The organism is Kosakonia sp. YIM B13571 (genome assembly GCF_042788095.1).
GTDB lineage: Bacteria > Pseudomonadota > Gammaproteobacteria > Enterobacterales > Enterobacteriaceae > Kosakonia > Kosakonia quasisacchari.
In genome coordinates this window covers 39,481-65,087 of the sequence record NZ_JBHZPL010000010.1, presented here as the reverse complement: position 1 = coordinate 65,087, position 25,607 = coordinate 39,481, and the positions used below count along the sequence as shown (strand labels likewise).

27 protein-coding genes and 1 other RNA gene are annotated in these 25,607 nt (G+C 47.8%); 10 read left to right on the top strand and 18 right to left on the bottom strand.

Annotated elements, in window-relative coordinates; translation table 11 throughout:
• Together fliR and ACFX4O_RS19360 are read left to right on the top strand one after the other, a co-directional pair.
• Positions 1-780 carry a flagellar biosynthetic protein FliR gene (fliR, locus tag ACFX4O_RS19365; protein ID WP_131409009.1) on the top strand — a complete coding sequence of 260 codons (780 nt, stop codon included), beginning with the start codon at positions 1-3 and terminating at the stop codon, positions 778-780.
• Between the two features lie 67 nt (positions 781-847).
• Positions 848-1,447: a helix-turn-helix transcriptional regulator gene (locus ACFX4O_RS19360; RefSeq protein ID WP_380210378.1), complete on the top strand. Its 600-nt coding sequence runs from the start codon at positions 848-850 to the stop codon at positions 1,445-1,447.
• A 117-nt stretch (positions 1,448-1,564) separates the two neighbouring features.
• Here ACFX4O_RS19360 and flhC read toward each other — a convergent pair whose 3' ends face one another.
• The 5 genes from flhC to ACFX4O_RS19335 all read right to left on the bottom strand — a co-directional run bounded on the left by flhC (position 1,565) and on the right by ACFX4O_RS19335 (position 7,067).
• Positions 1,565-2,122, bottom strand: coding sequence for a flagellar transcriptional regulator FlhC (gene flhC / locus ACFX4O_RS19355; RefSeq protein WP_165501897.1), 558 nt, complete (start codon positions 2,120-2,122; stop codon positions 1,565-1,567).
• A 14-nt stretch (positions 2,123-2,136) separates the two neighbouring features.
• The gene (gene flhD / locus ACFX4O_RS19350) at positions 2,137-2,484 is read right to left on the bottom strand and encodes a flagellar transcriptional regulator FlhD (protein WP_131409015.1); all 348 of its coding nucleotides are present in this window, start codon (positions 2,482-2,484) and stop codon (positions 2,137-2,139) included.
• A gap of 677 nt (positions 2,485-3,161) precedes the next feature.
• Positions 3,162-5,387 (bottom strand): P-loop NTPase fold protein, encoded by a 2,226-nt coding sequence (locus ACFX4O_RS19345; RefSeq protein WP_380210381.1) that lies wholly within the window; start codon positions 5,385-5,387, stop codon positions 3,162-3,164.
• Positions 5,388-5,810: 423 nt separating this feature from the next.
• On the bottom strand, positions 5,811-6,347 hold the full coding sequence (gene cybB, locus ACFX4O_RS19340; protein WP_131409019.1) for a cytochrome b561: 537 nt from the start codon (positions 6,345-6,347) through the stop codon (positions 5,811-5,813).
• Between the two features lie 30 nt (positions 6,348-6,377).
• On the bottom strand, positions 6,378-7,067 hold the full coding sequence (locus ACFX4O_RS19335) for a VIT family protein (protein ID WP_380210383.1): 690 nt from the start codon (positions 7,065-7,067) through the stop codon (positions 6,378-6,380).
• A 156-nt stretch (positions 7,068-7,223) separates the two neighbouring features.
• Between ACFX4O_RS19335 and ACFX4O_RS19330 the strand changes: the two genes are divergently transcribed.
• Positions 7,224-8,132 (top strand): cation diffusion facilitator family transporter, encoded by a 909-nt coding sequence (locus ACFX4O_RS19330; protein ID WP_380210385.1) that lies wholly within the window; start codon positions 7,224-7,226, stop codon positions 8,130-8,132.
• Positions 8,133-8,370: 238 nt separating this feature from the next.
• Here the strand turns inward: ACFX4O_RS19330 and ACFX4O_RS19325 are convergent, their stop codons facing one another.
• Positions 8,371-8,757 carry a hypothetical protein gene (locus ACFX4O_RS19325; RefSeq protein WP_380210387.1) on the bottom strand — a complete coding sequence of 129 codons (387 nt, stop codon included), beginning with the start codon at positions 8,755-8,757 and terminating at the stop codon, positions 8,371-8,373.
• A gap of 134 nt (positions 8,758-8,891) precedes the next feature.
• On the opposite strand from ACFX4O_RS19325, the gene ACFX4O_RS19320 reads away from it, so the two are divergent.
• Both ACFX4O_RS19320 and ACFX4O_RS19315 read left to right on the top strand, forming a co-directional pair.
• Positions 8,892-9,473: a glycoside hydrolase family 19 protein gene (locus ACFX4O_RS19320; protein ID WP_065369985.1), complete on the top strand. Its 582-nt coding sequence runs from the start codon at positions 8,892-8,894 to the stop codon at positions 9,471-9,473.
• Complete coding sequence (locus ACFX4O_RS19315) at positions 9,470-9,805, top strand: hypothetical protein (protein ID WP_380210389.1); 336 nt, start codon at positions 9,470-9,472, stop codon at positions 9,803-9,805. Before ACFX4O_RS19320 ends, ACFX4O_RS19315 begins: the two co-directional genes overlap by 4 nt.
• A 401-nt stretch (positions 9,806-10,206) precedes the next feature.
• Here ACFX4O_RS19315 and ACFX4O_RS19310 read toward each other — a convergent pair whose 3' ends face one another.
• The 7 genes from ACFX4O_RS19310 to ACFX4O_RS19280 all read right to left on the bottom strand — a co-directional run bounded on the left by ACFX4O_RS19310 (position 10,207) and on the right by ACFX4O_RS19280 (position 14,757).
• Positions 10,207-10,335 (bottom strand): hypothetical protein, encoded by a 129-nt coding sequence (locus tag ACFX4O_RS19310; RefSeq protein ID WP_380210391.1) that lies wholly within the window; start codon positions 10,333-10,335, stop codon positions 10,207-10,209.
• Between the two features lie 52 nt (positions 10,336-10,387).
• Positions 10,388-10,945 carry a hypothetical protein gene (locus ACFX4O_RS19305; RefSeq protein ID WP_380210393.1) on the bottom strand — a complete coding sequence of 186 codons (558 nt, stop codon included), beginning with the start codon at positions 10,943-10,945 and terminating at the stop codon, positions 10,388-10,390.
• A gap of 123 nt (positions 10,946-11,068) precedes the next feature.
• On the bottom strand, positions 11,069-13,399 hold the full coding sequence (locus ACFX4O_RS19300) for a primase-helicase zinc-binding domain-containing protein (protein WP_380210395.1): 2,331 nt from the start codon (positions 13,397-13,399) through the stop codon (positions 11,069-11,071).
• Between the two features lie 9 nt (positions 13,400-13,408).
• Positions 13,409-13,729, bottom strand: coding sequence for a DUF5375 domain-containing protein (locus tag ACFX4O_RS19295; protein WP_380210397.1), 321 nt, complete (start codon positions 13,727-13,729; stop codon positions 13,409-13,411).
• Positions 13,726-13,953, bottom strand: a complete 228-nt coding sequence (locus ACFX4O_RS19290) for a hypothetical protein (protein WP_380210399.1) — start codon at positions 13,951-13,953, stop codon at positions 13,726-13,728. Before ACFX4O_RS19290 ends, ACFX4O_RS19295 begins: the two co-directional genes overlap by 4 nt.
• Positions 13,950-14,504 (bottom strand): host cell division inhibitor Icd-like protein, encoded by a 555-nt coding sequence (locus ACFX4O_RS19285; protein ID WP_380210400.1) that lies wholly within the window; start codon positions 14,502-14,504, stop codon positions 13,950-13,952. Before ACFX4O_RS19285 ends, ACFX4O_RS19290 begins: the two co-directional genes overlap by 4 nt.
• Positions 14,505-14,514: 10 nt before the next feature.
• On the bottom strand, positions 14,515-14,757 hold the full coding sequence (locus ACFX4O_RS19280; protein ID WP_380210402.1) for a helix-turn-helix transcriptional regulator: 243 nt from the start codon (positions 14,755-14,757) through the stop codon (positions 14,515-14,517).
• Positions 14,758-15,642: 885 nt separating this feature from the next.
• Between ACFX4O_RS19280 and ACFX4O_RS19275 the strand changes: the two genes are divergently transcribed.
• The 3 genes from ACFX4O_RS19275 (at position 15,643) to ACFX4O_RS19265 (ending at position 19,697) form a co-directional block, all read left to right on the top strand.
• Entirely contained in the window at positions 15,643-16,395 is a 753-nt protein-coding gene (locus ACFX4O_RS19275; protein ID WP_380210404.1) for a septation initiation protein, read from the top strand.
• A gap of 996 nt (positions 16,396-17,391) precedes the next feature.
• Positions 17,392-18,771, top strand: coding sequence for an AAA family ATPase (locus ACFX4O_RS19270; protein WP_380210406.1), 1,380 nt, complete (start codon positions 17,392-17,394; stop codon positions 18,769-18,771).
• Positions 18,768-19,697: a hypothetical protein gene (locus ACFX4O_RS19265; RefSeq protein ID WP_380210407.1), complete on the top strand. Its 930-nt coding sequence runs from the start codon at positions 18,768-18,770 to the stop codon at positions 19,695-19,697. Before ACFX4O_RS19270 ends, ACFX4O_RS19265 begins: the two co-directional genes overlap by 4 nt.
• A 24-nt stretch (positions 19,698-19,721) precedes the next feature.
• Here the strand turns inward: ACFX4O_RS19265 and ACFX4O_RS19260 are convergent, their stop codons facing one another.
• The 3 genes from ACFX4O_RS19260 to smpB form a co-directional block, all read right to left on the bottom strand.
• Entirely contained in the window at positions 19,722-20,915 is a 1,194-nt protein-coding gene (locus tag ACFX4O_RS19260; RefSeq protein WP_380210409.1) for an integrase domain-containing protein, read from the bottom strand.
• Positions 20,916-21,099: 184 nt separating this feature from the next.
• Positions 21,100-21,463: a transfer-messenger RNA gene (gene ssrA / locus ACFX4O_RS19255) on the bottom strand.
• A gap of 417 nt (positions 21,464-21,880) precedes the next feature.
• Complete coding sequence (gene smpB / locus ACFX4O_RS19250) at positions 21,881-22,363, bottom strand: SsrA-binding protein SmpB (protein WP_017459912.1); 483 nt, start codon at positions 22,361-22,363, stop codon at positions 21,881-21,883.
• A 158-nt stretch (positions 22,364-22,521) separates the two neighbouring features.
• Between smpB and ACFX4O_RS19245 the strand changes: the two genes are divergently transcribed.
• Both ACFX4O_RS19245 and ACFX4O_RS19240 read left to right on the top strand, forming a co-directional pair.
• Positions 22,522-22,959 carry a type II toxin-antitoxin system RatA family toxin gene (locus tag ACFX4O_RS19245; protein ID WP_025263873.1) on the top strand — a complete coding sequence of 146 codons (438 nt, stop codon included), beginning with the start codon at positions 22,522-22,524 and terminating at the stop codon, positions 22,957-22,959.
• Positions 22,949-23,242 (top strand): RnfH family protein, encoded by a 294-nt coding sequence (locus ACFX4O_RS19240; RefSeq protein ID WP_131413420.1) that lies wholly within the window; start codon positions 22,949-22,951, stop codon positions 23,240-23,242. The genes ACFX4O_RS19245 and ACFX4O_RS19240 overlap by 11 nt, the downstream gene beginning before the upstream one ends.
• A 127-nt stretch (positions 23,243-23,369) precedes the next feature.
• On the opposite strand, the gene bamE is transcribed toward ACFX4O_RS19240, so the two are convergent.
• Positions 23,370-23,711 (bottom strand): outer membrane protein assembly factor BamE, encoded by a 342-nt coding sequence (bamE, locus tag ACFX4O_RS19235; protein WP_380210412.1) that lies wholly within the window; start codon positions 23,709-23,711, stop codon positions 23,370-23,372.
• Between the two features lie 147 nt (positions 23,712-23,858).
• The gene (recN, locus tag ACFX4O_RS19230; protein WP_380210414.1) at positions 23,859-25,520 is read right to left on the bottom strand and encodes a DNA repair protein RecN; all 1,662 of its coding nucleotides are present in this window, start codon (positions 25,518-25,520) and stop codon (positions 23,859-23,861) included.
• Between the last annotated feature and the right edge of the window lie 87 nt (positions 25,521-25,607).

Genomic DNA, 25,607 nt, shown 5'->3' with positions numbered 1-25,607 from the left:
ATGCTTACGCTCTCGCTGGTTAATCTTTATGACCAGGTGAACCAGTATTTCTGGCCGTGCCTGCGCATGCTCGCCCTGTTCGGTGCGGCACCGATCTTCAGTGAAAAACAGATGAGCGCGCGGTTAAAAGTCGCGCTGGCGTTGATCACTGCTTTTCTTGTCGCCCCGCAACTGCCGCAGAGCAACATTGCGATCGCTTCGTTTGACGGCTTTTGGGCCTGTTGTCAGCAACTGATTATCGGTATCGCTATCGGGCTTGCGGTACAGCTGATTTTCGTGGCGGTACGCCACGCAGGCGAGATTATCGGTATGCAGATGGGCCTCTCTTTCGCCATGGTTTATGACCCCAGCGGTGGCCCGAGTATGCCGGTCGTTTCACGGCTGCTGAACCTCTTTGTCACGCTGCTGTTTCTGACCTTCAATGGCCATCTTTATATGCTGGAAGTGGTGGCGAACAGCTTTGAGGCTTTCCCGATTAGCGCCGCGCCGCTCGGTCATGAAGGATTTATGGCGATGGTCAAAGCAGGCAGCCTGATCTTTCGCTACGGCTTAATGCTGGGCCTGCCGGTTATCACCTTATTGCTGTGCCTCAACCTGACAATGGGATTGCTCAATCGCCTGACGCCGCAGCTTTCGATTTTTGTGATCGGTTTTCCGCTTTCTTTAACTGTCGGCATGGTAGCCATGTCGCTGGTGATGTACACGCTTGCACCCTTCTTTGAAAACATGATGGCGGGCATTTTTGACCATCTGTTTGTGATCCTGACGGGATTCAAATAACGCCGGAAGGGACGTTTTTAATCATCGCAATTTGTCACTGGATGTGACGCTGAGTAGGTAAAGGACTATGAGTGAAAAAAAGGCAGTTAGTATCGCTAACGTTCTGATTTACAGTGAAGATGTGTTTTCGACACTGGGATTAACCACGCTGATTAAGTTTTATCGTCCTAGCTTGCGCATTAGCCATATCGCAAGCCCGGAAGACGCGTATGCAATATCCTGCAATAAAGTGCGCTTTGTGATTGCGGTTGCCACGCAGACCACTAATCTGATGTCGTTGATGAACACTATGCAGTATTTGCGTGAAGCGAAGCCTGATGTGCCCTGCCTGTTGCTGAGCGACGATCTTGACCCTGTTTTGCCCGCCTTGATGCCGGATATTCCGACCCTGTGTCTCAATACGCCCATTCGGCACATTTATGAGTCAATCAGCCGTTTGCTGTCGCGTAAAGGGACAATATCACTGCGGTATCCCGCGCTCCCGCTTTTAACACAGCGCCAGCGCGAGGTGCTTTGTCTGTTGGCTTCCGGAGCCAGCGCACAGGATGTTTCTACCGAACTTGGGATCAGCCTGAAAACGGCCTACGTTCACCGGCGCGATATCCTTATGCGGCTTAACATCAGTCCGAGTTATTATCGTGGTGTCTTTACCGCCCGCTTGTCATAACGGGCGCAAATAACAGAAAGACAACAGCCTCGCCTGCTCAACGTGATGCTGACCAGGCGAGGCTGCTATTGGCGGCTTGAAGATGTTTTTGCCCCGACAGGGGGCAAAATCATGCCATTACTGCAATGTGGTGGGTGCGCCAGCCGCGAAGTTGAGCAGCGGGCTACGTTTCAGCGCGCGTGACGGTGGCACGCAGAGGCTGCAGGTAAAGCCGTTGAACATGTGCTCCGGCGTGGTGATAAAGCTGCCACCACAACAATCGCACTGCGTCTGTTTGAGCATGCCGCCGTCGATAAAGCGTAACAGCGTCCATGCACGGGTTAACCCCAGCACCGGTTCTTCATTTTCTTCAGCCAAACCGTGTTCCATATAAATACGGTAGGCTTTCAGCATCAATTCGACCGTGCGTCCTGGTTCGACCTTCTGCAAATACAGATAAATATTATAAAAAATGGACGAGTGAATATTCTGTTCCCACGCCATATACCAGTCGGCGGAAAAAGGCAGCATACCTTTCGCCGGTGAATCCCCTTTCAGCTCTTTATAAAGCTTTAACAGTTTTCTGCGGCTAAGGCTGGTTTCACTCTCCAGCACCTGCATTCTGGCGCCGAAATTAATCAACTGCATGGCAATATGCGTATCTTTAATTTCCGACATAATGCTTTTTTCTTGCAACATTGAGTCTTCCATTAAGCCGCCTCGCTGCCATCTTGATTGAGGGTATTAAGCAGATTGCTCGACAAAATAATGCCGGTATGCAAACGCTGAAGCGCATCAATTCGCGAATCTTTGGTCAGGCAGTTGATCATCACATCATCATCAATACGCAACCGGCTAATCAGCTGACCAGAAGTGGACAGTTTAATCAGTTGCGGCAGTGACAAGCTGCGTAAGGTTTCCATCGTGGTTTCGTTTAAACCGAGGCGGAAACCGGCTGCAATTTTATCTTCACGAATCAGACGCTGTGCCAGTAATAAATAGGACAGGTTCAGATCCTGGATAGACTGCATTTGTTCGTCAAAATTTTGTTCGTTCATAAAGTTGCTCCCGCAAAAAACAGGCGATGCGCTGTCTTTCGCTGTTATTTAAAAATTAAATATGCGAGCAACCACTTCATTTCGATATTAATTAAAATACTAAAAGGTAAATCTTTTAACAGCTTTAATATAATTGTGCAGGAGATTATATTATGTTCCTGCTTAAATCTTTGTTTCCAGGACTTTTCCTGACAACGGAAATAAGTTTACACAAAAGGGGTCATGCGAACAATCGAAATAATGCGGAAAAAATAGGCGATTCGTCGAATTGGATTTTTGTTATTTATTTTTAATCAATTAATTCAAGCGGTTGCTTGCTTTGTAAAGAATTTTAATAACTTTAGTTACATAATGCAGTAATGCCAACGGAGATGCGATTTTTCTAACGGGTTTAATTTATCTTGTTGAAAGTAATCTATAAATTATTAAGATTTTAGAGAATGAGAATGATTTTATTCTAATATTAATTAATTACATGAAATTAACAATTTGATCTGTATGTTTCACATATAGGAAAAATCACAACGCTTATTTAAAAAGTTGAACAAAGTCGATGCAAATAAAAACGACCTGTATAAGTTTTTCCTTACTTTGCGCTAAATGGATAAGGGCAAGCCGTGAAAGTTAACACTGACTTGCCTGAAATAGCAGGGTCATGAACGCGTTAGTGCGAAGGGTTAAAAGGCTGCAGCAAAGGGATCGGACAGCACTACCGCTTTCTGCACTTCAAGTAGCGGCTCTGATAGCGAGAGATCTTGCGTTTCGGCAATCTTCTCTATACGCGCTTCTGGTTCCGTTTGCTCGTCAAAAAACTCTGCGGCTCTATCGAGATCCAAAGAGAAATAGATGCCTTTAGCGCTACTAATAGTGACGGTGCGCATTGCCAGCAGCAGTTGCAAAAAACCGGCATCGGTATGGCTGACTTTGCTAACCCAGGCTTTCACCACTTCTTCGCTCGCAATATCTCGCCACGCGTAGAGATAACTTAATAATTGCGGAGCAGCCAGGAGCTGACTCTTCACACTCTCGCGCTCCATGCGTTCGGCGAGCGTTGTACGTAATGCTGCGAGCTCGCGGACGGAAAATGGCGACAGATCGGCTGAATCGTTTTCACGCGGTTTGAAAAGGCTGCTGTAAAACTGGACTATCCAGTAGAACGCCTCGCCATTTTTTATCCGCTCCTCAATAAACGTGCATAAACGGACGTGATCCTGGTTATGTAGTTGCTTTGTCAATTGTAAGGCCAGTACGCCAGTGCCGGATTCTTGCATGCGGTATAACGCATCCCGTTGCTTGAATTTTTCTTCAATAACATCAGCTCGCTGGAAGAAAAAATTGAGCAGCCCGTACAATTGTTCGGGTTTTGCTTTCGCGATAACACCCGGAGTGAGGCGGGTGACGATATGCTCAAACCAGGTCTGCGTAGAGACGCCTTTGCTGTGAATTTTGCCGAGCAGATACTGAGCGAGCTGCTCTTCGTCGTTGCCAGCCATCGATAAAACCTCCTCAATGGCCGATTCCGGCAGTACGTTTTGCGGCGCGGAAAAAGAAAAGTAATAGCGCCAGTAGCCCGCGCTGCCGAGACGTCGTAGCGCTGCCATTTCTTCTCGTCTGCTCTCATTTATTTCCATGAACAGACTGGCCTCTTTTTCGCTGCTGCCTTGCACGCCGGGCACCCAGCGGCCAAGCGTCCAGACATTGCGACCCGAAGCGTATTTGAACAAAGCGAGTTTATTAACCAGATCGCCCGCCATTGTATTCTGGTCTTCGTTGTTAATGGTTCCGTCACCGGCTTCGACAATAGAGCGCTCGGTGAGATAGTGTTCGATCCAGTCATGCAGGCCTGGGTTAACTACGCGCAGTAACTGCAAAAAGCAGAGATCGGGAAAATAGACATAATCGCGCATCGCCGGGTAGCGAAACTGTAATGCGTTTAATGCCAGGCGGACTTCACGCGGCGTGGAGAACTCGTTGCCATAGGCATCCACCGCTTTATTCAGCACTGAAATCGCTTCTTCATCTAAATCGCGCCCCTGAATTTTTTTATACAGTTCAAGCGCGCCGGCCAGGAATTCCCGGTGCAGGTCGAACGCTTCCGGGCGCGGCAGGCTGAACGAGAGTTGCACGATTTTTTGCAGGTATAAGCGCCCATCAGTGACGCCAAGTCCGTGCTCGATGGCTTTTGCCAGTACATCGCGGTCGTAGCACATCACGTAACGAAAGCGGGGGAAATCCGCGACCGAACGTACCATACGCAAGATTTCGACGGCTTGCGCCGGTTCCAGCCGATCGAGATCGTCGAGAATAATAATAAATGTCAGCTCAAGTTCTTCCAGACTGCTTTCAATTTCAGCGCGCAGATCGGCGGCACTTTTCTCACTGTCTGAGCCGAGCTTTGTCAGCGCTTCAGTAACCTTATCCACGCCACCCAGAAGCGGGATGATACTCGCCATATCTGCCAGCGGTTGGGCTAGCCTGGCGGTCGAGCGGACATAGCGCAACACCCGATCTTTTGTCTCATTCAGCGTCTTTTTTGCGCTCTTAATCTTCTGTTCTTCTTCAGGTAATGTGCGAGTTTGCTCCTGATCCAGGATCAGCGCGACGGGAATTAAAAGCGACGCGACCGGGCTTACACTGTCGCCATTAAGCCAGGGAGAGATATGCAGCACATGTGTCTTCTGATCCCGGGTTTGCTTGAGTTCATTAAGGAGTAAATTTATAAGGCTCGTCTTCCCTGAGCCCCAAACACCTTCGATACCAATGACGGCGGAACCTTCATCGTCCATTGCCTGGATTGCCTGCGCTAGCCCTTTGGCCACCGCCGTCAGCCCGTAACGATCTTCATCCTCGTTCTTTACCGGTGCGTCCGGGCCAACCAGACCATATCTTCCATCTGTTTTCATTTTGATACCTGTTCCATTCATTCATCCAGATCACGGCACAGGGAAACAGGCGTGCCGGGCACGACATTTCCATGCATGTTTTCAATTTATCCGTCGCATACGCTTATTAAGGGAGTGTCTTGAGAAAAAAGACAAGCCACAACCTATGAAATGTAGGAGGGGCTTCGAGTCTGGTCGTAAATGAGATGGTGGATGTTATTTAACGGGTTGAATATTAATGAATTATTAGTGTGGGTTGAGCGGGAAGGGAAAACAAAAAGCCCGCAGGGCTTGCGCAGTGGGGGCTCTTAGGGCTTGTTGGCGTCCCTGTAATGAGATGCTCTGACCTGAGCCCCGAGGATGAGATATAGCACTCAGTGAGTCATACCGGTTCTGAACAGACTTATCAGTCTGTTCAGACTGGAAACCTTACGGGACTCTATGTTAATCCTGATATTTCCCGGGCATCATTCTTTTTAACGTGTTATCTCGCCATATATAGTGATGCATTAGGGCTGCCGCTGCATGCAAACCAATGATGAAATAACCAGTGTTAGCCAGTAACTCATGAACTTCCTTCAGGTTGTGTTGCAAAAGACTATTTTTTACGGATGCCACCGGCATATTTATAAAAAGAAAACTCCACCCTTTCTGACCAAAATAGAGCGACACGACCCCAAGAATCGGAAGTAAGATGAAAAGCGCATATAAAACAAAATGCACAACAACAGCACTGAGTTTCTGCCATTGGGGCAGCGGTGGAACAACCGGTGGCTCCGGGGTGAGAAACCTGAATATCATTCTGACCAGCATCAGAATAAGTACACTGACACCACAAGTGTAATGCGTGATGCTCATCCAGTAACGTTCTGCCGAATCTTTAGGGAAAATATCCCTGAATTCCATCGCAGCGTACGTTATGACGATAAGCAGTAACACCAGCCAGTGTAATGCTATCTGACTACCCGAATATTTTTTCATTTTGATCTTTCCTGAGAATTAAACGATCTTCTAAGCCAATACCTGGCCTGCGAGTGTGCCCGCTCCCATAGATAAAGCCATAGCCATTGCACTCCAGAAAGTGATTCTAAGCATTGCTTTCAGTGGTGACGCTTTGCCCACAACCGATGAGATATAACCAAGGAGGGTGAGTGAAAATAGAGTGGAAAGGATGACGAACGGGAAAACCAGTGGGGCGGGTGCTAACCATGCAACAATCAAAGGCAACACGGCTCCGGCAGAAAAACTGAGCGCCGAAAAAATGGCCGCCTGAAGAGGTTGTGCCGAATTCGTTTCCGTCAGTCCTAACTCTTCGCGGGCATGTGCGTCCAGCGCATCCTTAGCCATAAGCTGCTGTGCAACCTGGCGAGCAAGCCCAGGCTCCAGCCCCCGCTGAATGTACAACGACGTAAGCTCCAGTACTTCTCCTTCATAATCGGCCACCAGCTCTCTTTTTTCCTGGGCGAGGGCGGCGTTTTCTGTATCCGTCTGGGATGAAACGGAGACATATTCTCCTGTTGCCATCGACATCGCACCGGCGACGAGCCCGGCAATCCCCGCCAGCAAAATACCTGATGATGTGGTACCTGCCGCCGCGATACCAAGCACGAGACTCGCGGTGGATACAATGCCATCATTTGCCCCCAGCACCGCGGCCCTTAACCATCCCACTCTTCCGATACTGTGTAGTTCCAGATGCATTGTCAGGTTGTCCTTTTAATCAATAATTAATAATTCACACATTACTGATATATAAAATGCTGCGTTACCAGATAATTTATTCTTTCAGCCTTAACGTCACATTAAGATTGGATAAGGATAATCTCAAATCTGTTTTTTATTTCCTGGGATATTAATATGCGTAATGATAATGGGTGTCATGATCGTTCAGCAATGGCACGAAAAAGCACATTCATCAGCGTTGTTGTTAATTTGGTTTTATCGCTCATGCAGATTCTAACGGGTATATTTTCAGGATCTCAGGGATTAATTGCTGATGGTATTCATTCTCCTTCTGATTTAGTTGCTGATTTTGTCGTATTGCTTGCCAATAAAAAAAGCCATAAACCTTCTGACAGCGATCACCATTATGGGCACTGGCGGTATGAGAACGGTGCTTCAATGCTTCTTGGGATGATGTTAATCGCCGTAGGTGCCGGAATGTTGTGGTCCGCTGCCGGTAAATTGCTGCATCCGACGGCGTTTGCTGCGGTGCATGTCGGAGCTTTGTGGGTGGCGCTGGCCGCATTGATAATAAAAGAAGGGCTGTTCCGGTATATGCTTAGGGTGGCCAGGCGTGTCCAGTCCTCCTTGCTCGCTGCAAATGCATGGCATGCCCGTTCTGACGCTGCATCATCTGTTGTTGTCGCTGTTGGTATTATCGGCACCCTGGCAGGATATCCGTGGTTCGATACAGCGGCTTCTCTTTTAGTCGGAGTGCTGATACTCCGTATGGGATACTTGTTCACTTCTGATTCACTACATGACCTGATGGACCGCTCTGCCGATATAGATAAGGAACATGAAATAAAAACTATTCTTCTTTCCACACCGGGTGTGGCTGGTTTGCATGATCTTAAAACGCGCAAGGCAGGAGATCATATCCTGGTTGATGTGCATCTTGAGGTTCCGGAATATCTGTCTGTCAGGGAGGGACACGAAATTGCGGTAGCAGCACGGGAGAGAGTTTTGCAAAAGAACAACATTCTCAACGTCATGGTACATATTGATCCGTTTTCAACAAACCCTGAACGTTGTTGTATGTAGGATTAAGTACGATGACAATATTGGGTTGTTATGTTTTCTCCGGGCGAGAAGCAGGCGCCTTACGCCTCGACCTGTCCTCTTTGTGTACACAGAGTGCGGTATCAGTTCATCATAGCTGGCGGAGTCTGAATAAATTCGCTAATTGATTGAATTAAAGTGTTTTTAGTGAATTCAACTTTCATTCGTATACCTAAGCGTATACCAATCGCTTCGCCTAACAGACTTTTGGGCTCATTTCTTATGTGCATTTATCCAGCTCGGCAGTAAGCCTGTTTAGCTCATCCCGAATGTGTTTCCGACGCTGTTTTAACAACAAGTTGGCTGGAACAACACGCTCAATAATGGTCGGCTTCCTGCTCACGTACTCCGTGACGAGCCGCTTAATATCTTCTTCTGTCCAGCCAGCCATCACCGGCGTTGGGTTATAAAGAAGATTACCCTGGAGGGCAGGGGTAACTTCCTCATCCAGAATCACAAAGATCGCTTCCCGGCTGAGCCCGGATTCCTTTAACACCTTAGCCATCCATTGATAGTCATAGTCCTGGAGCTCCCGACCGGTGAAAAGCTCCGATAAGGCGTGCCAGACAGTGATGCGGTTTGCTTGATCGTTATCTGTCAGTTGCATGTTAGCTCCTCCCGATGCTGAAAAATAAGAGGATAAGAATTTTCCTAGATTGTAAGCGAAAGCAAAAAATGCCTGCCAAATGCTCAATCACGGTAGTTAAAATGATTATGGGATATAAGAAAAGGAAAAGGCAAATGGTTGATATTACAGCAGAGATGCTTTGGAATATTGCCAGGCATTACCGGCATATAGAAAGCCTGCTAAATTCACAGCATTACAATGTCCATGCCATAGCACCACATTTGAACCAATGGTTTACCGTTTATGGAATAAATACAGAATTAAGAGCCGCTCATTTTATAGCGCAAGCATGTGTTGAAACTGCCAACTTTTCTAGATTAACTGAAGTTCCAAGAGATGGTGGCAGAGAATATGATGCAGGAACGCGCATAGGACGCAATTTAGGTAATACAGAAGTAGGTGATGGTCCAAAATTTATAGGTCGTGGGTTATTACATCTGACAGGTAGAGAAAATTATACGAATTTCGGAAGCCAGTTTGAGAAAGATTACGTAACCGATCCTACTATAGTTGCAAGGAACCCATATGTTGCCGTTAAGGCAGCTTGTTATTATTGGGATCTCAGGCATGTGAATGCGGCAGCAGACAGGGATGACGTAAATAAAGTAACCCTTCTCGTGAACGGTGGCTACAACGGTCTCGAAGAAAGAAAAGGGGCGTTGATAAGAGCAAAAAGAGAGCTTGGAATAATATGAAAGTATCAACTGGCATTCTAACACTATTACTGTGTGCTATAACTTTTCCGTCTTTGGCTGCTGTGAAACAGTCTGAGTTAACTTGTAAAGCTCAGGCAATAACAGAAGCAAATAAACTGCTGGCTTTTTATCGGGACAACGATGACAGGGCTGAGGTTGATAAAGATGTAACTGCATTAGCGAAGATGCAAAATCCGGAAAATAAATCGCAATATTTTGATGTATTGCAGACCTGGGGTTATATCTACAAAGGCAAGTATCGTATGAGATTCATCTTCCTTAATGACTGTACTCTCATGGGGGAAGAAATTTTAGAGTATGCTAATCCTTAGTATCACTCTGATTTTTGCATATAACTCGGGGCGGCATTTTGCCGCTCCCTACGATAAATTGAATAACAAAATTTCGCTTAAATTCCAATTCCTCTCACAGCTCAAAATAATTCTTTAGAGTCACTCCCTTTAAAATCCGTCAGCCCTGGGCTCTTCAATCGGATTCTCAGATATGTTCTGTGTGCAGAGTGCTCTCTTTCTGTAGCGCGCTTTCCAACAAGCATTAGGCCGATGGGTGTAAAAAGTTTTTTTGTGTTTACCGTTCACACTGTTCACTCCGCGATTTTTTTATTATTTATCATTGGCATGGGTGGTGATGAGCTAGTGAGTAGTGAACAGTACACTGTTCACTTCCGGGGGCGTCAGATAGAAAAAGACCGGCAATCGCCGGTCTGCGGTGGTTATTTTGTTGCGGGCTCATCGCACTTCGGCAGCCAGTCGCCGTTGCTTTCTTCTTTCAGCGTGAGGTTGGTCTGCATCCCCTGATTTGTTCGCCGCTTGTCATAGTTCAGTCCGTACTCTTTCAGCATGGCCGGCAATCCCTTTCGAAACTACATCCTCCTTAAAATTCACTGTATAACTCTATAGTTTGTGTTTAATCAGTGCCTTTTCGATCTTGGTTAGGTTGTCGGCTATTTTACGCGTGTTGCTGTTATCCGATGCATCCACAAAATCCCAAGACTGTAAGTCAATATAACACTCATTTAATATTTCTCGCGAGAATGGGTTTCTACTATTAGCTTTACGAAATCTGATGGTAACTTTAATTTTTTCATCTCCTACATATTTCTTTATTCCATGTAAATTGCCGAAGTGATATACCCGATCAGTCCCAGGCGCAAAGAAAGGGATTCCCGTAATTAGGGCTCCCTTGGTCATGTCTTCACCCGTTTTGTCGTCAAAGGCACGTTGTGGCAATGTTCTATCAAAACTAAACGTAACATCCTTTGCTGCACTTTTCCCTATATTCTTTATGACAATATTTAGAATCGTTTTTGCATTGTTATCTTGCTCAAGGTATACAATCACATCAGGAGAAGAATTCTCCTTGTAAACAAGATAACTAATAAACGATGAGCTTACGGCAACGAGCATGGTCAATATGTTTACGAGAAAACCACCTGTCTGCAAATAGTCCATATTCAATCCTTGGTATTAATGTGAAAAAATAAATACGGTTGTAGAATGTTCTTTTCAGGCGATTTAGTAAAGGCTCTGGTATGATTGAAAATATTAGACCGGCTGTTGCCGGTCTAAAGAAGATCAAGTTATTGTGGGCTCATCGCACTTCGGCAGCCAGTCGCCGTTGCTTTCTTCTTTCAGCGTCAGGTTAGTCTGCATCCCCTGATTTGTTCGCCGCTTGTCATAGTTCAGGCCGTACTCTTTGAGCATGGTCGGCAACCCCTTTCCGAACATCGTCAGGCTCAGGGTGTTCTTGTAACCATGCGCCTCCATGTACACCAGATAGGCGTGATACAGGTAGAGTCGCGGCTGGCGCGGAATAATATTGGCGTTCCCCATAAACATGCCGATGGTATCGGGCAAGATTTTAAGATAGCCGCAGAAGTCAAAAGCCGGGTCGGCGTCGCGCTTAATGCTGAGCGCTTCGCCGGAGTTCTGCTGCGACTGGAGCAGCGTGCGGGCGGTCATCGGGTCACTGAACCGTTGCATAAGCTGGCGCACAATGACGGCCAGCTCGCGGGCGATTTTATCCTTCAGGTGCGGGTCGCGCTCCTCCGGGGCAATCTGTTCCTGGAAATGCAGGATAACACGGCGACGGGAAACACCGCCGCTGCGGTCGGTGAAGCGCATCGGGTTATTATTGACGGCCAGAATCACCGCCGGAATATGCGTGGAATATGCATCCCGGTATTTAGGGTCAACCGACACCGCATCGCCGCCGGTGATGGCCTTGAGCCCCGCACCGTCCCCGCTCCATTTCTCCTGGTCAGGCAGACGAATCAATGAGAAGCCAATCAGGGCGGCGCGCTCGCGCGGCGATTCCAGCGTCTCAATGGTCGCGGAGGTGGCGTTATCTTCCCCGGCGAGCAGGGTCGCAATCTCGGCGAGAATGCTTTTCCCGCTTCCCCCTGGCCCCGTCACTTCAAGAAAGAGCTGCCAGTCGTAGCGGTTTGCCAGCACCATAAACAGCGCGGCGAGTATCACGTCGCGTTTGTCAGCCCGGCCACCGGCAGCACGGTCGAGCCAGCACCAGAAATGCGGGGCATGCGTTTCCAGCGTTTCGCCTGCCACCGGCGGAGTGAAATCAACCTCGCACAGGGTGCGCAGCCAGTGGGATTTGTGGTGCGGGCTGAACGTGCCGGTTTTCGTGTCCAGCACCCCGTTACGGAAGCCAATCAGACGCCGTGCCGGAGCGCCCTGTTGCGGCACAATCAGTTTCAGGGTCTCCACCACCGACGCAATTTTGCCAGACGAGAAGGGCGCGCGCAGGCGCTGGAAGAGTGCCGCCACATCGCGGGAGAAGTCAGCCGGGGAAATCACTTTCCAGGCTCCGGCTTCATAGCGGGAAAGAAGCTGACCGTTTGTATCCACGGCCAGCGCTTCGCCGTAGTGCTCATACACGCGCATCGCCTTCTCACTGGTGCTCATGGCGGTAAATTCCGCTTCGCTCATGGTGTCAAACGGGCTTTGTACCAATGGCTGGAGGATGTCATAAATTGCCTGACGTGTGGCATTCTCCCCCTGCTGCATAAATGCATCATTCCAGTCACCAAACACTGGCGGCAGGGCAATCATACCGGCACAGGCCTTTGCAGCCGCAGCGGCTTTTGTCTGGCCGTCGCCATTCAGGTCACGGTCGGCAGCAAGGATAATCTGACAGGCCGGGTGCTGGCTGCGGGCAAGGCTCGCCAGAGAAAGAAGGTTCACCGATGACAGCGCCACCATCACGCTTTCACTGGTCAGGTGATGCACGGTTAGTGCCGTGGCATACCCCTCGGCTATCCACAGGCGTTTTCCCGACTGTTTTTCACCGTTGATGAGGTGACAGGCTCCCTTCACCTGGCCGCCTTTCAGGGTGCGCTTGTCGCCGTCAGCGTTAATGAGCTGGAGGTTAACCAGCTCTGATTTATCGTCATACAGCGGCACCACCACATCACCGGCGCGGTATGTCACGCCGCCGGTTTTATGTGTGGTCGTTAGCATCCGGCATTCAGCAGCAGGAAAGCCCTTGCGGGTCAGGTAGGCGTTACCGGTGGCTGAACAGCTTTTCGCCAGCAGACTGGCCGCCAGCGCGGCGGCCTCCCTGTGGCTGGCTTCGGTTTCTGCATCAGCAGCAATCACCTCCGGGGCAACCGGCTGCAGGCTACCGGTCACTGCGTTCACACGATTGGCAGCTTCGCTAACCGTCACGCCCAGCGCCTTTTCAACCAGGCTCAGGCCGTCGCCGGCGCCGCACTGGTTGCAGAACCATGTTCCGCGCCCCTCTTTATCGTCAAAACGGAAGCGGTCAGAGCCGCCGCACACCGGGCAGGGCTGATGCCGGTTTTTTATCACTTTCACTCCCAGCGCCGGGAGAATGCGCGGCCAGTGGCCGCATGCTTGTTTCACGGTTTCCGTTACGTTTATTTTCATTATTTTTCCTCAGCACCGCACTGTCACAGTGATATGACGGGCGCATAACTCTTCCATTACTGCCATGCCAAGAAAAGAGAGTGACGGCGCGGTTTTGAGTGGTGCGGCATTCATTAAATCTTCCAGCAACGCACAGGCAATCTGGCGACCTTTTTCCTCGCCGTGCTGGTGCAGATAGAATCCTTCCAGCTCGGCAGCGATGGCAGACTCCAGCGTATCGAGTGTTAGATCCGGATAGCGCTGCTGGCGCTGGCACAGGGTCAACCAGGCACAGGCCACGGCGCGGCGGTAAAACGCAGCGCGCAGGATGGGCGGTAACTTCTGTTTCATATCTGCTTCTCCCCGACCAGGCAGCGCCGGTTGCAGCGTTCGATTACGGCATCAAGCTGATCTGTTATCAGGTAAATCAGGGAAATGAGCTGCAGACGCTCAGCCGGATCGTGGCGGGCAGTCACGCTGTCCTGTTCCGCTGCCAGCTCGCCAACAAGATGGCCGATATTGCGCAGATGTTCGAGATATCTGAGATCATCAACGGTAAGGATTGACTGGTTCATGCGCGCACCTCTGCAACCGGCAGACGAGCGGCAAACGAGAGGACATAATCGCGAACGAGGGAACGGCGTGCGGTACGTTCATCGGCGGCAATGGTGCGCAGCATACAGACGCGTGGCTTAAGCCCGGAACGACGAACGGCAGCGAAGACAAAGATAAATTGCGGGTGAGACAGGGTGAGGGTCGTAGCCATAATGGCAGCCTCCGTTAGATAGCGGTTAACGCTACCACCGGAGTTTCCACGCTCACTGGTGGTAGCCCAGACAGGGGTGGAAATACCGGCTCTAACGGATACCGGCCAGCCCGAGGGCTGCCCCGCCTGAGCCACCATTACGCAGATACAGCAACGGTTAAAGAACCGGTGCGTAAACAACAGGTGTACAGAGGCATAGACACAAAAAAAGACGCATGGCGCGTCCGGTGTCGCCGTTAGATTACTCGGGTTTCCACGCCCGGCTGCCGATTTTGCGACAGCGGGAAAACTATACCTGGAAAGGATGTCAGGAAGCAAGCCGGAAAAAAGGGGATTAGTTTGCAAAGCCCGTTTCCGCATGGCTTCTCTGCTAGCGTGCTGCAATTCGATCAGCCATCCATGCGCTGACTTCCGACTGTACCCAGGCAACATTTTTTCCGCCCAAAGATATCTGCTGCGGGAAAGCATCGCGGCTGATGAGGTCGTAGATGGTTGAGCGGGATAGCCCGCAAAGATGCATCACTTCAGGTAAACGTATAAATCGCTCATTCTGAGCCGGAACGGGAAGCACTGGAGCTGCTGGTGCTGGCGTGGAAACAGAAATACTTTGCATCTGACTACCTCTTAAAAATTTTTCAGCAATCCGGGTAATTCCACCCGAATTTAGACGGCCCTTATTGTTTATATATAATCCATGTGAGCATGTTTTATATATTCCAAGTTCAGTATTGACTCTTCATGGTTGAAATAAATAAAAATCTGATAAGGGTGGTGTTATCGTTAATTTCACGGCGAGATAGAATAAAGAACAAAACCATGGATAAAGTATTGCATCGCAGTAATTGGCCTAGTCAAGGGAAACTCCAATATGCCATTGCTGGCTTTTACATCATCCAGAACAGTGGCTCATAGTGAGAATAAGCAGAGCAAAAAATATATGAAGATAAACAACGCTCTGCATATATTAAAATTCCTCACTTGAGACCTTCAGAAACCATCAAATCTTCCACATGTATCCGGGGATACTTTATCAGAACCGGACAGATTCATTTTTATGAATATTGTTCCGAAATGCAATACGGTAGTGGGAGAGTAAAGAAAGTAATAATCAAACAGACATAAGGATTTTATTTCTGTACACCGAATACACCGGAGTAATGGTGAGGAGAAATTATCCAGTAATGAACCGGAATAAATAGTGCTATTTCTATGAAAAACAAATATAAGGTTCACTTCTTCCAGTGAACAGTTATGAACAATACATGAACACTTCAAGTGAAATACTTCACCTATTAACTACCTGTATTTACTATTTTTTCATTAAAATGAACAGTAGTGAATAGTAAGTATAAAAGACAGGTTGCTGAATGGTCATGACGCTTCCTCTGGCTAGCCAGGAAAAGGCCATTGTTCTGAAGACGGCACAATCCCCTCCGGTAGTACGCTTGTATGAGCGCCAGCACAATTGCCATGACAACAAAACACTACCGGAGCTGCCATGACTACTAACAATCAGACTTCCAAAACGGACAAGGTCCTCTTGCTTCCAAACAACATCTGCGAAGCAGTGGATAAAGTGAAGACCGCGAGAGCTGTCTGGCAGGAAGAACGGCGTAAACAGAACGAAGCGGCCTCGATGACTGAAACCATCCGCAAACGCCATGAAGATACAAAAAAGGAAACGCAGGCCTTAAACGATGAATGGCGCACATTGTTTCGCGAGAATCAGGGAAATATGACGCCCCGCATGAAAAAACTGCGGGCTGAAATTGCTCTCGGACGCGAAACGCTGGATGAGTTCGAAGATTTACTTGCAGTCCAGGCCGCAGAAAACGAATTTCTGCCCTGGAAAACTGCAGACGCTGCAACCCGCTACATTAGCGAACATAACCGCCTGATTGAAAGCCATGCATCGTGGCTCTGGAATGAGTTTATGAAAGAAAACGGTCAGAAGCTTATTCAGATGCTTGGATTACTGAAGATGACTCTGGGGCGAAGCGCTTCTTCCGTTATCGGCGTAGTTCATACCGTGAACGATCCAGAAAGCGTCCTGAAGCAATTTATCACCGAACAAATCACCCAACCGGCGCTGTCCTGCGACGTATCTTTAGGGGACGATACTTTACTTCAGGGCATCGGTATTTATGCAGATGATGTAGCCATCCTGGACGCCAGAAAATCACCTAGCCCTGCGGCGCGCTCAAGGATGCTGAAACAGCGTGAGAAAGCTAAAGGTGGGAAGGGCGAATGATAGCCGCCCCCCCACGCAGCGTTCAAAGATTACTGATAAAGCTTTCAAGTGTCCTGAATGAGGCTCGGTAGCTCATGCCAGAATCAGCGCCTATGAAGCCCTGACAGTTAAACGCTCTTGATATCATTGCCAGAACACAGAATGTACCTGCATACCTACCGCCCTGGACATTGTGGATAAGATAATCACAAAATATCGGTGTTTCAGCAGCCATGCCGGAAAAGTCAGGGAAACAGCAGCAAAAGTTAAATCGTCAGGGTTCTGTGTCCAAGTTTTCCTGGTGCCAACAAATCCCGGCTCTGGACCGGGATTTCTAGATACTTATCCCAATATTTTGAAAGCACGCGAGTGCATGACTATGCTGCATGAAAACGCATGAGTCTACGAACATTGATTTAACCACTATAGGCCAGCAGTGGTGCAGAATATACCCATACATGCAGGTGCATGAAAAAGCATAGGTAAAGCGCGCAGGCGAGGCGGGGAAAGCACTGCGCGCCAGCAATAATGCACATTTTTCTTGCCTAAGTGATTTGTTGAGCATTACTGGTTCGACGTGTGGCGAGTAGTCTGGGAGCGGTGATCGCGTGATGAGTTGCACCTTCAGGGGCTGTGTAAAAAAGGACGCTGTAGCCTTGGGTATGTAGCTTTGAAGCAGCCAGCCTTATCACGCTTTGGTTACTTTATTTTTGTACTAATCCGGGTTTGGCCTGAGTTCGTCCATTAAACCACATAAAGCTGTTCTACGAAGCTAACTGGTGATAGCACTACGCGCTAGTTATCAATTAAGGAATTTTATTATATCTTTATCTTGCAACTCAGTAGTTATTAGGCTGTGATTAGATAAGTACTAGTAAAAGGTGGGAATGCTTTTGCTAGCAAGGCATTTTTACTACTATTAATTTACAGTAAGTGTTGTCAAAGTTTGCGAAAAGAAGCTTCAGTGATGATAATTTATCTATAGAGGCACTTAAGAGGTTTTATATGGGGGCGGATATGAGCAGTATATGTTTGAGAGGTATTAATTTATATAAAATACATGGTCGTTATAATTTAAGTATTACTCTTAATGAAGGTTTGAATGTAATACATGGCAAGAATGGAGCTGGTAAGTCAACATTAATCCATATCATTGCTAATATTGTGAACTGTGATTTCGTGAGGTTTGCATATCTAAATTTTGAAAAAATAGAGGCGATTTATACCAATGGTGTAGAGGTTTTAGTTACAAAAGAAAAAAGAGAAGATGATACATATGTGGTCATCTCTGTATCTGACGGAAAAAGTATATATTTTTCATTTAATGATGCGGCGAATGCCTTAAAAGAGATGGATGAGGAGAGATATAGTGGTGATACAAAGCCCTCATTGATACATTATATACATAGCTTTGTAAAAACATATGGTCTAAATTATACAACCTCATCATATTTTCCTGCATTTAGAACAATGCTAGAGGCGTGGGGTAGTTATCCAGAAAGTGGTTTTGAAAGAAGAAACTATCGTTCTGTATATGTGCAAAATAAAATAAATAAATTTGCTCGCGGGCTATTTGGTAAATTTTTGCCTAATATAAATTACCCATCCCCAATTGAAATTGAAGAGCGTATAAAAGAAGAGATCAGGCGAGCTCAAATGGGGATAGCAAGGTATGAAGGGCGAATCTTCTCTGAATCATTTGTTCGGGTTTTTTCGGCTTTAATTAATAGGCGAACAACAGAGGACTCAATACCCCAGGAATTGTTAAGTGAAATAGAAGGGCTTGTCAAAACTCATGATGATAATGCTAAAATAAATTATTATGAAGAATATTCAAAGATATATGATGAAATAAGGTTGTTAATAAATAGGAACCCACGAGGTGAAGTAGAGAGCTCTGTAGCAGGGGCTTTAACTGTCTATAGAGATGCCTTGAGGGAACGGCAGTCCTATCAAGAACAGGCATTTTACAGTATTGATAAGTATTTTAATTCTGTAAATTCATTTTTGGAAGATAAAGAAGTATGCTATCAATTTGATCTTGAAAGACGATCTCCAAGAGTTGGGTTGAAATTTCCTGATGACACATGGAGTAGCATTAGAGTAATGTCCTCTGGCGAACGTCAGCTTTTAACCATGCTTTATGCTGCGTCAAAAATGAGTGAGGATTCAATAGTACTAATTGATGAGCCTGAGATATCGCTTCATATTGATTGGCAAGAAGACTTACTTAAAAAAATGCTATCTCAGTTAAGCGGTAGGCAAATTATTGTCTGTACTCACTCTCCCTCAATAGCGACAGGTTATGAGGATTGTATGATTCTTATTAACCCTGAGTTTGTTTCCTCGCGCGCTAAAAGTGACGACTGTGAATTCGATGAGGAAGATAATATATGAGTAGTTGCACATATTCTATCGAGTCATATGTTACACTATTAAAAATGAGTCATAAAAAACGTGTTTTAGTTGAAGGACGAGATGATAGGAAACATATTACCAACTTATTAAATAGCATGATTGGTAGCGTTAATATTAAAATTGATACTGCACAAGATATTCGAGCGGAAAATAAAGCCGCTTCAAAAAATAATAGACTGAAAGTTGAGATTATTCATTCTAAGGTTAAAGGGAATGTTAATGTGTATTTTCTTTGTGACCGCGAGTTTAGAGGTTTTTCTTTAAATGAGACTATAATTGACGAGATTGGATGCCATTATGAAAATGAAAGTCTTTTCTGGACTCTCGGGCATTCAATGGAGAACTACTTTTTTAGCATTAATGTGTTAATTGATGCGTATAAATATCTATGTGGTTCTGAGTTCAAATATGGAGCTGTTGAGTTATTTTCTGGCGTGATTGAATGTGCTTTTTCAATAATATCTGCTTTTACGTTGGCTGGAAGAGATATTGAAAAAGAAAGTTACTGCCTTTCATTGGTGAAATGGACTGATTTCATTATCAAAAATAATAAACTTGTTTTAAAAAATAGAGATGAACTTAGTTGGGATGATAACGAGCTTACTATTTCTTTGATTGGTGCTTTTAATCGATACTTACCATTAATGGAAGCTACTGCGGCAGAAATTAATGCTCGTTTATGTAGAGGGCACTCAGGGATGATATTACTCCAGCGTATATTTTCTGCTTGCTTGTATATTGTCGGTAAAGATATTGATGAGGATTCTGCACGAGAAAGTGCTAATCGCTTTAGCAATATCCCAGAGGATTTATTGGCAAATGCGTTATCAGAAAGTTGGGTAAGAAATATTCAAAGCAGTAATGCATCTTATCCTGAGTTGTTATTAAATAGGATTGTTGCGTAAGACAGAGGCCTCTATGTCTGAGGCCTATTTATTATCAGAGACAAAATTTCCCCACCAATTCATCAGAGGTATTCTTTTATCAAAATATGTCGAGCGATTATATGCCTTTCTGACTTCATTTCTATCCGAATGAGCTAAAGCTGCCTCTATAACATCAGGGTTAAAATCTGCTTCATTCAAAGCTGTGCTTGCTATCGCACGCAATCCATGTGCAACCAATTTGCCACCATATCCTATCCTTTTCAAAGCAGCATTAGCCGTCTGACTATTCATCGGCTGTTTTGGGTCATTCCTACTTGGAAATACATGTTCGCGATGTGCGCTGATTGGCTTCATTGCCTCGAGAATCTCTAATGCTTGGAGCGATAAAGGAACAATGTGCTCACGCTTAGCTTTCATCCGTTCTGCAGGAATTGCCCATAACTTTTCCTCGAAATCGATCTCTACCCATCGAGCACCGGAAGCTTCAGAAGGGCGCACAAGGGTCAGGAGCTGCCATTCGATCAGGCAGCGTGTCGGAACAGATAAATTTGACATGACCAGTGAGCGCATTAGCTTTGGCAGTTCTTCCGGTCGCAGTGTTGGCATGTTCTGCTTTTTCGGCTTCTCAAATGCCATACCGATGCCCGACGCAGGGTTTGCATCTATCAAGCCGGTGTTAACAGCGTAAATAATGATTTCGTTGATACGCTGTACCAGGCGGCGAACGGTTTCGAGTGCGCCACGCGCTTTAATCGGCTCTAGCGCCTCAACTAATGTGCGTGCTCTAATTTCCTGAACCGGGATATCACCAATCGCCGGGAAAATATCCTTCTCTAATGATCGCCAGATATCCTTCGCGTAATCGGGTGTCACGCTGTTGCGTTTCATAGCAAACCAGTTTGCGGCCACGTTTGAGAAGATGCTCTCTATCGCTATCTGTTGCTGTTCTGCTGCCTGCTCGGCTTGTGTTTGCGGGTCGATGCCTCTTGCTAATAAAGAGAGGTACTGAGTGCGTAAGCTTCTGGCTTCCGCTAAAGAGAGGGCAGGGAAAGCACCAAGGCCAATCATGGTGCGCTGTTTTGTTGTTGGTTTTTGGTAGCGAAAGCGCCACAGCTTTTTGCCGCTGGTCTTCACCATAAGGAAAAGGCCGTCGCCATCATGCAGCGTCAGATCTTTATCAGTCGCTTTAGCGTGTGAGACTTCGGTGTTAGTAAGGGGGCGTGTTGTCCTTGCCATGTTGGCCGCTCCTGCGTGAATTGGTATACGATTTTAGGTATACATCGTACCGTATACCTAAACGTATACCAATAATCACCGGATTCAGCCGGATCGTCTCGGACAATTACAGACACAAAAAAGCCCGCAGGGCTTGTGCCGTGCGGGCTTTCAGGATTTCACCGGACGTATCCGGATCATAATGTGGTGGAGCTGGCGGGAGTTGAACCCGCGTCCGAAATTCCTACATCCTCGGTACTACATGCTTAGTCCAGTCTTTGATTTCGCTTGCCGGCTGCGGACGGACACGCCACTAACAAACTAGCCTGATTAGTTTTAACGCTTCAACCCCAGGCAGGGCATCCACGCGATCTCTTTTGGGTTTGACCTCTCTTGATCCCCGTCCTAAGAGCGGAGGCTAGGGAGAGAGGGCTCAAAGCAGGTTATTAAGCTGCTAAAGCGTAGTTTTCGTCGTTTGCGACTATTTTTTTGCGGCTTTTTACGAGGCCAACCGCCCCTCGGCATGCACCTTGGGTTTCGCGAATCCCGTCGAATCCAGAATCAGCCCCAAAAGTGTGACGGTGAGTATAACAGATTTATGACGTGCCATTCCAGTCCATATCACAATGACTTTTGAGGAGGGAAATGTGGTTAGTATTTGTCCGCAGCTATCGAATACGATCACGCCATATTTGTTATTACTTATGCACACAAAGCGTTCGCAGCAGACAGCTAACTTACTAGAGCGTATGGAATTGACCCGATCGTCTGTGGCTGATTGCTCTATGGAGATGATTTACGCGCGCACAAGGAGCACTTAGCTGACCAACCGCACTGGAAAATCTTTCCTGGTCTGCCAGGGATGATTGCCAATGTGGAGATCAAAATCGGTGCTGGATTATCTATAAAACCGTTGAATAAGCTGAATAAGGTGTTGAGAGGCGTTCGGAGCCCTCTCCCGGCGTGAGAGGGCGAGTCGGGCGTGGTTAACGCCCTGCGTTTTTCATAATGCGTGCTTTATCCAGTTGCCATTCACGCTCTTTCAGATCGGTGCGTTTGTCGTGCTGTTTCTTACCTTTCGCCACGCCGATTTTTACTTTGCACCAGGCGTTTTTCCAGTACAGCGACAGCGCCACCACGGTATAACCTTCGCGGTTAATGCGGCCGTAGAGTGAATCGAGTTCGCGCTGGTTAAGCAGCAGTTTGCGTGTGCGAGTCGGATCGCAAACGTAGTGGCTGGAGGCTACAGTCAGCGGCGTAAAGTTTGCGCCAAACAGAAAGGCTTCGCCGTCTTTCAGAATAACGTAGCTGTCGCCAATGTTTGCTTTACCGGCGCGTAAGGATTTTACTTCCCAGCCCTGCAGTGCCAGCCCGGCCTCAAATTCCTCTTCGATAAAGTATTCATGGCGGGCGCGCTTATTCAGCGCAATGGTGGCTGAACCTGGTTTGTATGCTTTTTTCTTCGTCATAGTGTCGTGAAGCCATCCGGTAATCTGATATCTGAAACTGACCTCATTGCGTCCCGTGAGGTTTAGCCGGATATCTTAGCATGAGTTCGGGCATAGCGTTTTCCTTTCATCCTGAGGAAATGTTATTATTTGACGATTGTGTGAACGCGGAAAACGATATGCCTCAGATTAGCCGTACTGCGCTAGTGCCTTACAGCGCGGAACAAATGTACAAGTTAGTGAATGATGTGAAATCTTACCCGCAGTTTTTGCCTGGCTGTACTGGCAGCCGAGTGCTGGAATCCGGGCCGACGCAAATGACGGCGGCGGTGGATGTTTCCAAGGCCGGGATCAGCAAAACCTTTACCACGCGTAATACGCTGGACACGAATCAAAGCATTTTGATGCACCTTGTTGATGGTCCATTCAAATCTTTGATCGGCGGCTGGAAGTTTACCCCACTGAGCGCCGAGGCCTGCCGGATTGAGTTCCAGCTGGATTTTGAATTTACCAATAAGCTGATTGAGCTGGCGTTTGGCCGTATCTTTAAAGAACTGGCGGCAAACATGGTGCAGGCGTTTACGCATCGGGCGAAAGAGGTTTATCGTGCCGGGTAACATCGCTGTTGAAGTGGCTTACGCACTGCCGGAGAAACAGTATCTTCAACGGGTGACGATCGAAGAGGGCGCAACCGTTGAGCAGGCGATACGTGCTTCCGGTTTGCTCGAGCTGCGTGATGATATTGATCTGAACGTGAATAAGGTTGGTATTTACAGCCGCCCGGTGAAATTACAGGATCCTGTGCATGATGGCGATCGCGTAGAAATTTACCGCCCGCTGATTGCTGATCCGAAAGAGTTGCGCCGCCAGCGCGCTGAGAAGTCGGCAAAGAAAGTGTAACGCGATAGAGTCGAGTTTTGTTCGCTGTACAAGCAGGGAAGAAGCAGAAAACGACGGGAAAACAGCCGACATAAAAGGCTCAAACAAAAAAGGTGCTCATTGAGCACCTTTTTGCATTTCTGCAACTTTAGCCTTTGGTCAGCGCAGGTTTGTTATCCATGTTGGTCAATACACCATTACTGTTGAACGTCAGTGTCAGGGTTTGCTGAGAAACGTCTTCATGGCCTGGTTGCTGGCGGAACACGTAGAACCAGGTGTTACTGCCAAACGGGTCGCTCATCATCGGCGTACCCAGTGCATAAGCAACCTGCTGTTGCGTCATACCCACGCGGATTTTAGAAACATCGTTTGGCGTCAGGTAGTTCCCCTGATTGATATCAGGACGGTAAACCACGCGTTCTACGGTAGAGCAACCTGCGGTCAACATCAGAAGAACCGCTGCGGCAGCAGTCAGCATTTTACAGCGCATAGTGATTTGATTCCTTTTCGGCCCGAACAATACGTGGCTCATATGTAATATGCCGATGATAATAGACCTTTCGCCAGTTTAAAACCTTTGCCGGTGGGTCTGTTGTCGATTTTGTCGAGAACTCAGACCGTCATATTACAAAAAAGTTTACGCGGCCAGCAGCTCTTTGGCGTTAGCCAGCGCGTTGCGGGTCACTTCACTACCGCCAAGCAGGCGTGCCAGCTCCTGCAAGCGGGCGCGTTTATCCAGCGGCTGCATATGTGTTTCGGTCATTGCGCCATCCGTTTCTTTACTGACAAAGAAGTGATGATGGCCACAACCGGCAACTTGTGGCAGGTGCGTTACGCACATCACCTGCGTGGATTCACCCAACTGGCGCAGTAACTTGCCTACAACAACGGCCGTCGGGCCGCTAATGCCGACGTCGACTTCATCGAAAATCAGCGCCGGGGTTTCCATTTTCCGCGCGGTGATCACCTGGATAGCCAGCGCAATACGCGACAACTCACCACCGGAGGCGACTTTGGCAATGGATTGCAGCGGCTGACCGGGGTTGGTGGTCACACGGAATTCAATGCGATCGGCACCTTCTGCTGTCAGCGAGTGCGCATCAAACGCAACATCAATGCAAAACAAGCCATGCGGCATAGAGAGAGCATGCATGCTTTCGGTAATTAATTCGCCAAGTTCTTGCGCATATTTCACGCGCTGGTCATGCAACTGCTGCGCGGTAGCCAGCGCGAGCTGGTGGTGTTGTGTGACAGCCAGCGCCAGAGTTTCCTGAGAGTCGGCCTGATCGTCAAGCAACTGTTGTTCATCAAGCAGCGACTGGTGAAACTGAGGCAACTCTTCCGGGCTGATGTGATGTTTGCGCGCCAATGAGATCTGCCGTGAGATGCGCTGTTCCAGCTCGTACAAGCGGTTCGGATCGAGTTCTAAGCGGTCGCAGTAGTGGCGAAGCTCATCGCTGGCCTCGCTAATCTGAATGGCTGCTTCTTCGAGCATATCCAGCACGCCAGAGAGACGCTCATCCATGCCAGCCAGTTCGCCAAGCAGCTGACGTGCGGTATAGAGCTGGCTTTGCAGATTGGTATCTTCACCGTCTGCCAGCACATTCAGTGCATGCTGGCTGGTAGAAAGCAGTTGTCCGCTGTTGGCGAGGCGTTTGTACTCTTCGTCAATCTGCTCGAACTCGCCTGGCTGCGGGTTAAATTCATTCAGCTCTTTCAATTGATAGTGCAAAAGCTCTGCTCGGGCCGCGCGCTCCTGGCTTTGTTGTTGATGCTGAGCCAGTTCACGGCAGCTTTGATGCCAGGCGCGATAGCGTTCGGTCATTTGCAGAGTGAGTGCATACTCACCGGCGTAGCCGTCGAGCAGGTTCTTCTGCTGCTCTGGCTTAATAAGAAGCTGATGCGCGTGCTGACCGTGGATCTGAATGAGCAACTGACCCAGCTCGCGCAACTGGGAAAGCGGCACCGCCGTGCCGTTGATAAAACCGCGAGAGCGCCCGTCACTGCTGATCACGCGGCGAAGTAAACACTCACGACCATCTTCGAGCTGGTTCTCTTCCAGCCAGCGCTGGGCGGCAGGGGTATCTTTCAGTGCAAAGCGGGCGCACAGGTCGGCGCGCGGCGCACCGGCACGCACCATGTCGGCATCCGCACGACCACCCAGGCAGAGCCCGAGTGCGTCAATGGCAATGGATTTACCCGCCCCGGTTTCGCCGGTAATAGCCGTCATCCCGCTGTGAAAATCAATCTCAAGCTCACGGACGATAGCGAAATTACTGATGGTCAGTTGTGCCAACATGATTGCTTTCCTGTATGAAAAACCATAACTGTGTTTTCATACAGTATAAACTGGTTTTATATACAGTAAAGTGTTGTGCAATGATTT

Bases quoted from the DNA above. Each gene is read 5' to 3' on its own strand.
- fliR (WP_131409009.1), top strand. From the start codon at position 1: ATGCTTACGCTCTCGCTGGTTAATCTTTATGACCAGGTGAACCAGTAT.
- ACFX4O_RS19360 (WP_380210378.1), top strand. From the start codon at position 848: ATGAGTGAAAAAAAGGCAGTTAGTATCGCTAACGTTCTGATTTACAGT.
- flhD (WP_131409015.1), bottom strand. From the start codon at position 2,484: ATGAACGAACAAAATTTTGACGAACAAATGCAGTCTATCCAGGATCTG.
- ACFX4O_RS19345 (WP_380210381.1), bottom strand. From the start codon at position 5,387: ATGAAAACAGATGGAAGATATGGTCTGGTTGGCCCGGACGCACCGGTA.
- cybB (WP_131409019.1), bottom strand. From the start codon at position 6,347: ATGAAAAAATATTCGGGTAGTCAGATAGCATTACACTGGCTGGTGTTA.
- ACFX4O_RS19335 (WP_380210383.1), bottom strand. From the start codon at position 7,067: ATGCATCTGGAACTACACAGTATCGGAAGAGTGGGATGGTTAAGGGCC.
- ACFX4O_RS19330 (WP_380210385.1), top strand. From the start codon at position 7,224: ATGCGTAATGATAATGGGTGTCATGATCGTTCAGCAATGGCACGAAAA.
- ACFX4O_RS19325 (WP_380210387.1), bottom strand. From the start codon at position 8,757: ATGCAACTGACAGATAACGATCAAGCAAACCGCATCACTGTCTGGCAC.
- ACFX4O_RS19320 (WP_065369985.1), top strand. From the start codon at position 8,892: ATGGTTGATATTACAGCAGAGATGCTTTGGAATATTGCCAGGCATTAC.
- ACFX4O_RS19315 (WP_380210389.1), top strand. From the start codon at position 9,470: ATGAAAGTATCAACTGGCATTCTAACACTATTACTGTGTGCTATAACT.
- ACFX4O_RS19310 (WP_380210391.1), bottom strand. From the start codon at position 10,335: ATGCTGAAAGAGTACGGACTGAACTATGACAAGCGGCGAACAAATCAG.
- ACFX4O_RS19305 (WP_380210393.1), bottom strand. From the start codon at position 10,945: ATGGACTATTTGCAGACAGGTGGTTTTCTCGTAAACATATTGACCATG.
- ACFX4O_RS19300 (WP_380210395.1), bottom strand. From the start codon at position 13,399: ATGAAAATAAACGTAACGGAAACCGTGAAACAAGCATGCGGCCACTGG.
- ACFX4O_RS19295 (WP_380210397.1), bottom strand. From the start codon at position 13,729: ATGAAACAGAAGTTACCGCCCATCCTGCGCGCTGCGTTTTACCGCCGC.
- ACFX4O_RS19290 (WP_380210399.1), bottom strand. From the start codon at position 13,953: ATGAACCAGTCAATCCTTACCGTTGATGATCTCAGATATCTCGAACAT.
- ACFX4O_RS19285 (WP_380210400.1), bottom strand. From the start codon at position 14,504: ATGCGGAAACGGGCTTTGCAAACTAATCCCCTTTTTTCCGGCTTGCTT.
- ACFX4O_RS19280 (WP_380210402.1), bottom strand. From the start codon at position 14,757: ATGCAAAGTATTTCTGTTTCCACGCCAGCACCAGCAGCTCCAGTGCTT.
- ACFX4O_RS19275 (WP_380210404.1), top strand. From the start codon at position 15,643: ATGACTACTAACAATCAGACTTCCAAAACGGACAAGGTCCTCTTGCTT.
- ACFX4O_RS19270 (WP_380210406.1), top strand. From the start codon at position 17,392: ATGAGCAGTATATGTTTGAGAGGTATTAATTTATATAAAATACATGGT.
- ACFX4O_RS19265 (WP_380210407.1), top strand. From the start codon at position 18,768: ATGAGTAGTTGCACATATTCTATCGAGTCATATGTTACACTATTAAAA.
- ACFX4O_RS19260 (WP_380210409.1), bottom strand. From the start codon at position 20,915: ATGGCAAGGACAACACGCCCCCTTACTAACACCGAAGTCTCACACGCT.
- smpB (WP_017459912.1), bottom strand. From the start codon at position 22,363: ATGACGAAGAAAAAAGCATACAAACCAGGTTCAGCCACCATTGCGCTG.
- ACFX4O_RS19245 (WP_025263873.1), top strand. From the start codon at position 22,522: ATGCCTCAGATTAGCCGTACTGCGCTAGTGCCTTACAGCGCGGAACAA.
- bamE (WP_380210412.1), bottom strand. From the start codon at position 23,711: ATGCGCTGTAAAATGCTGACTGCTGCCGCAGCGGTTCTTCTGATGTTG.
- recN (WP_380210414.1), bottom strand. From the start codon at position 25,520: ATGTTGGCACAACTGACCATCAGTAATTTCGCTATCGTCCGTGAGCTT.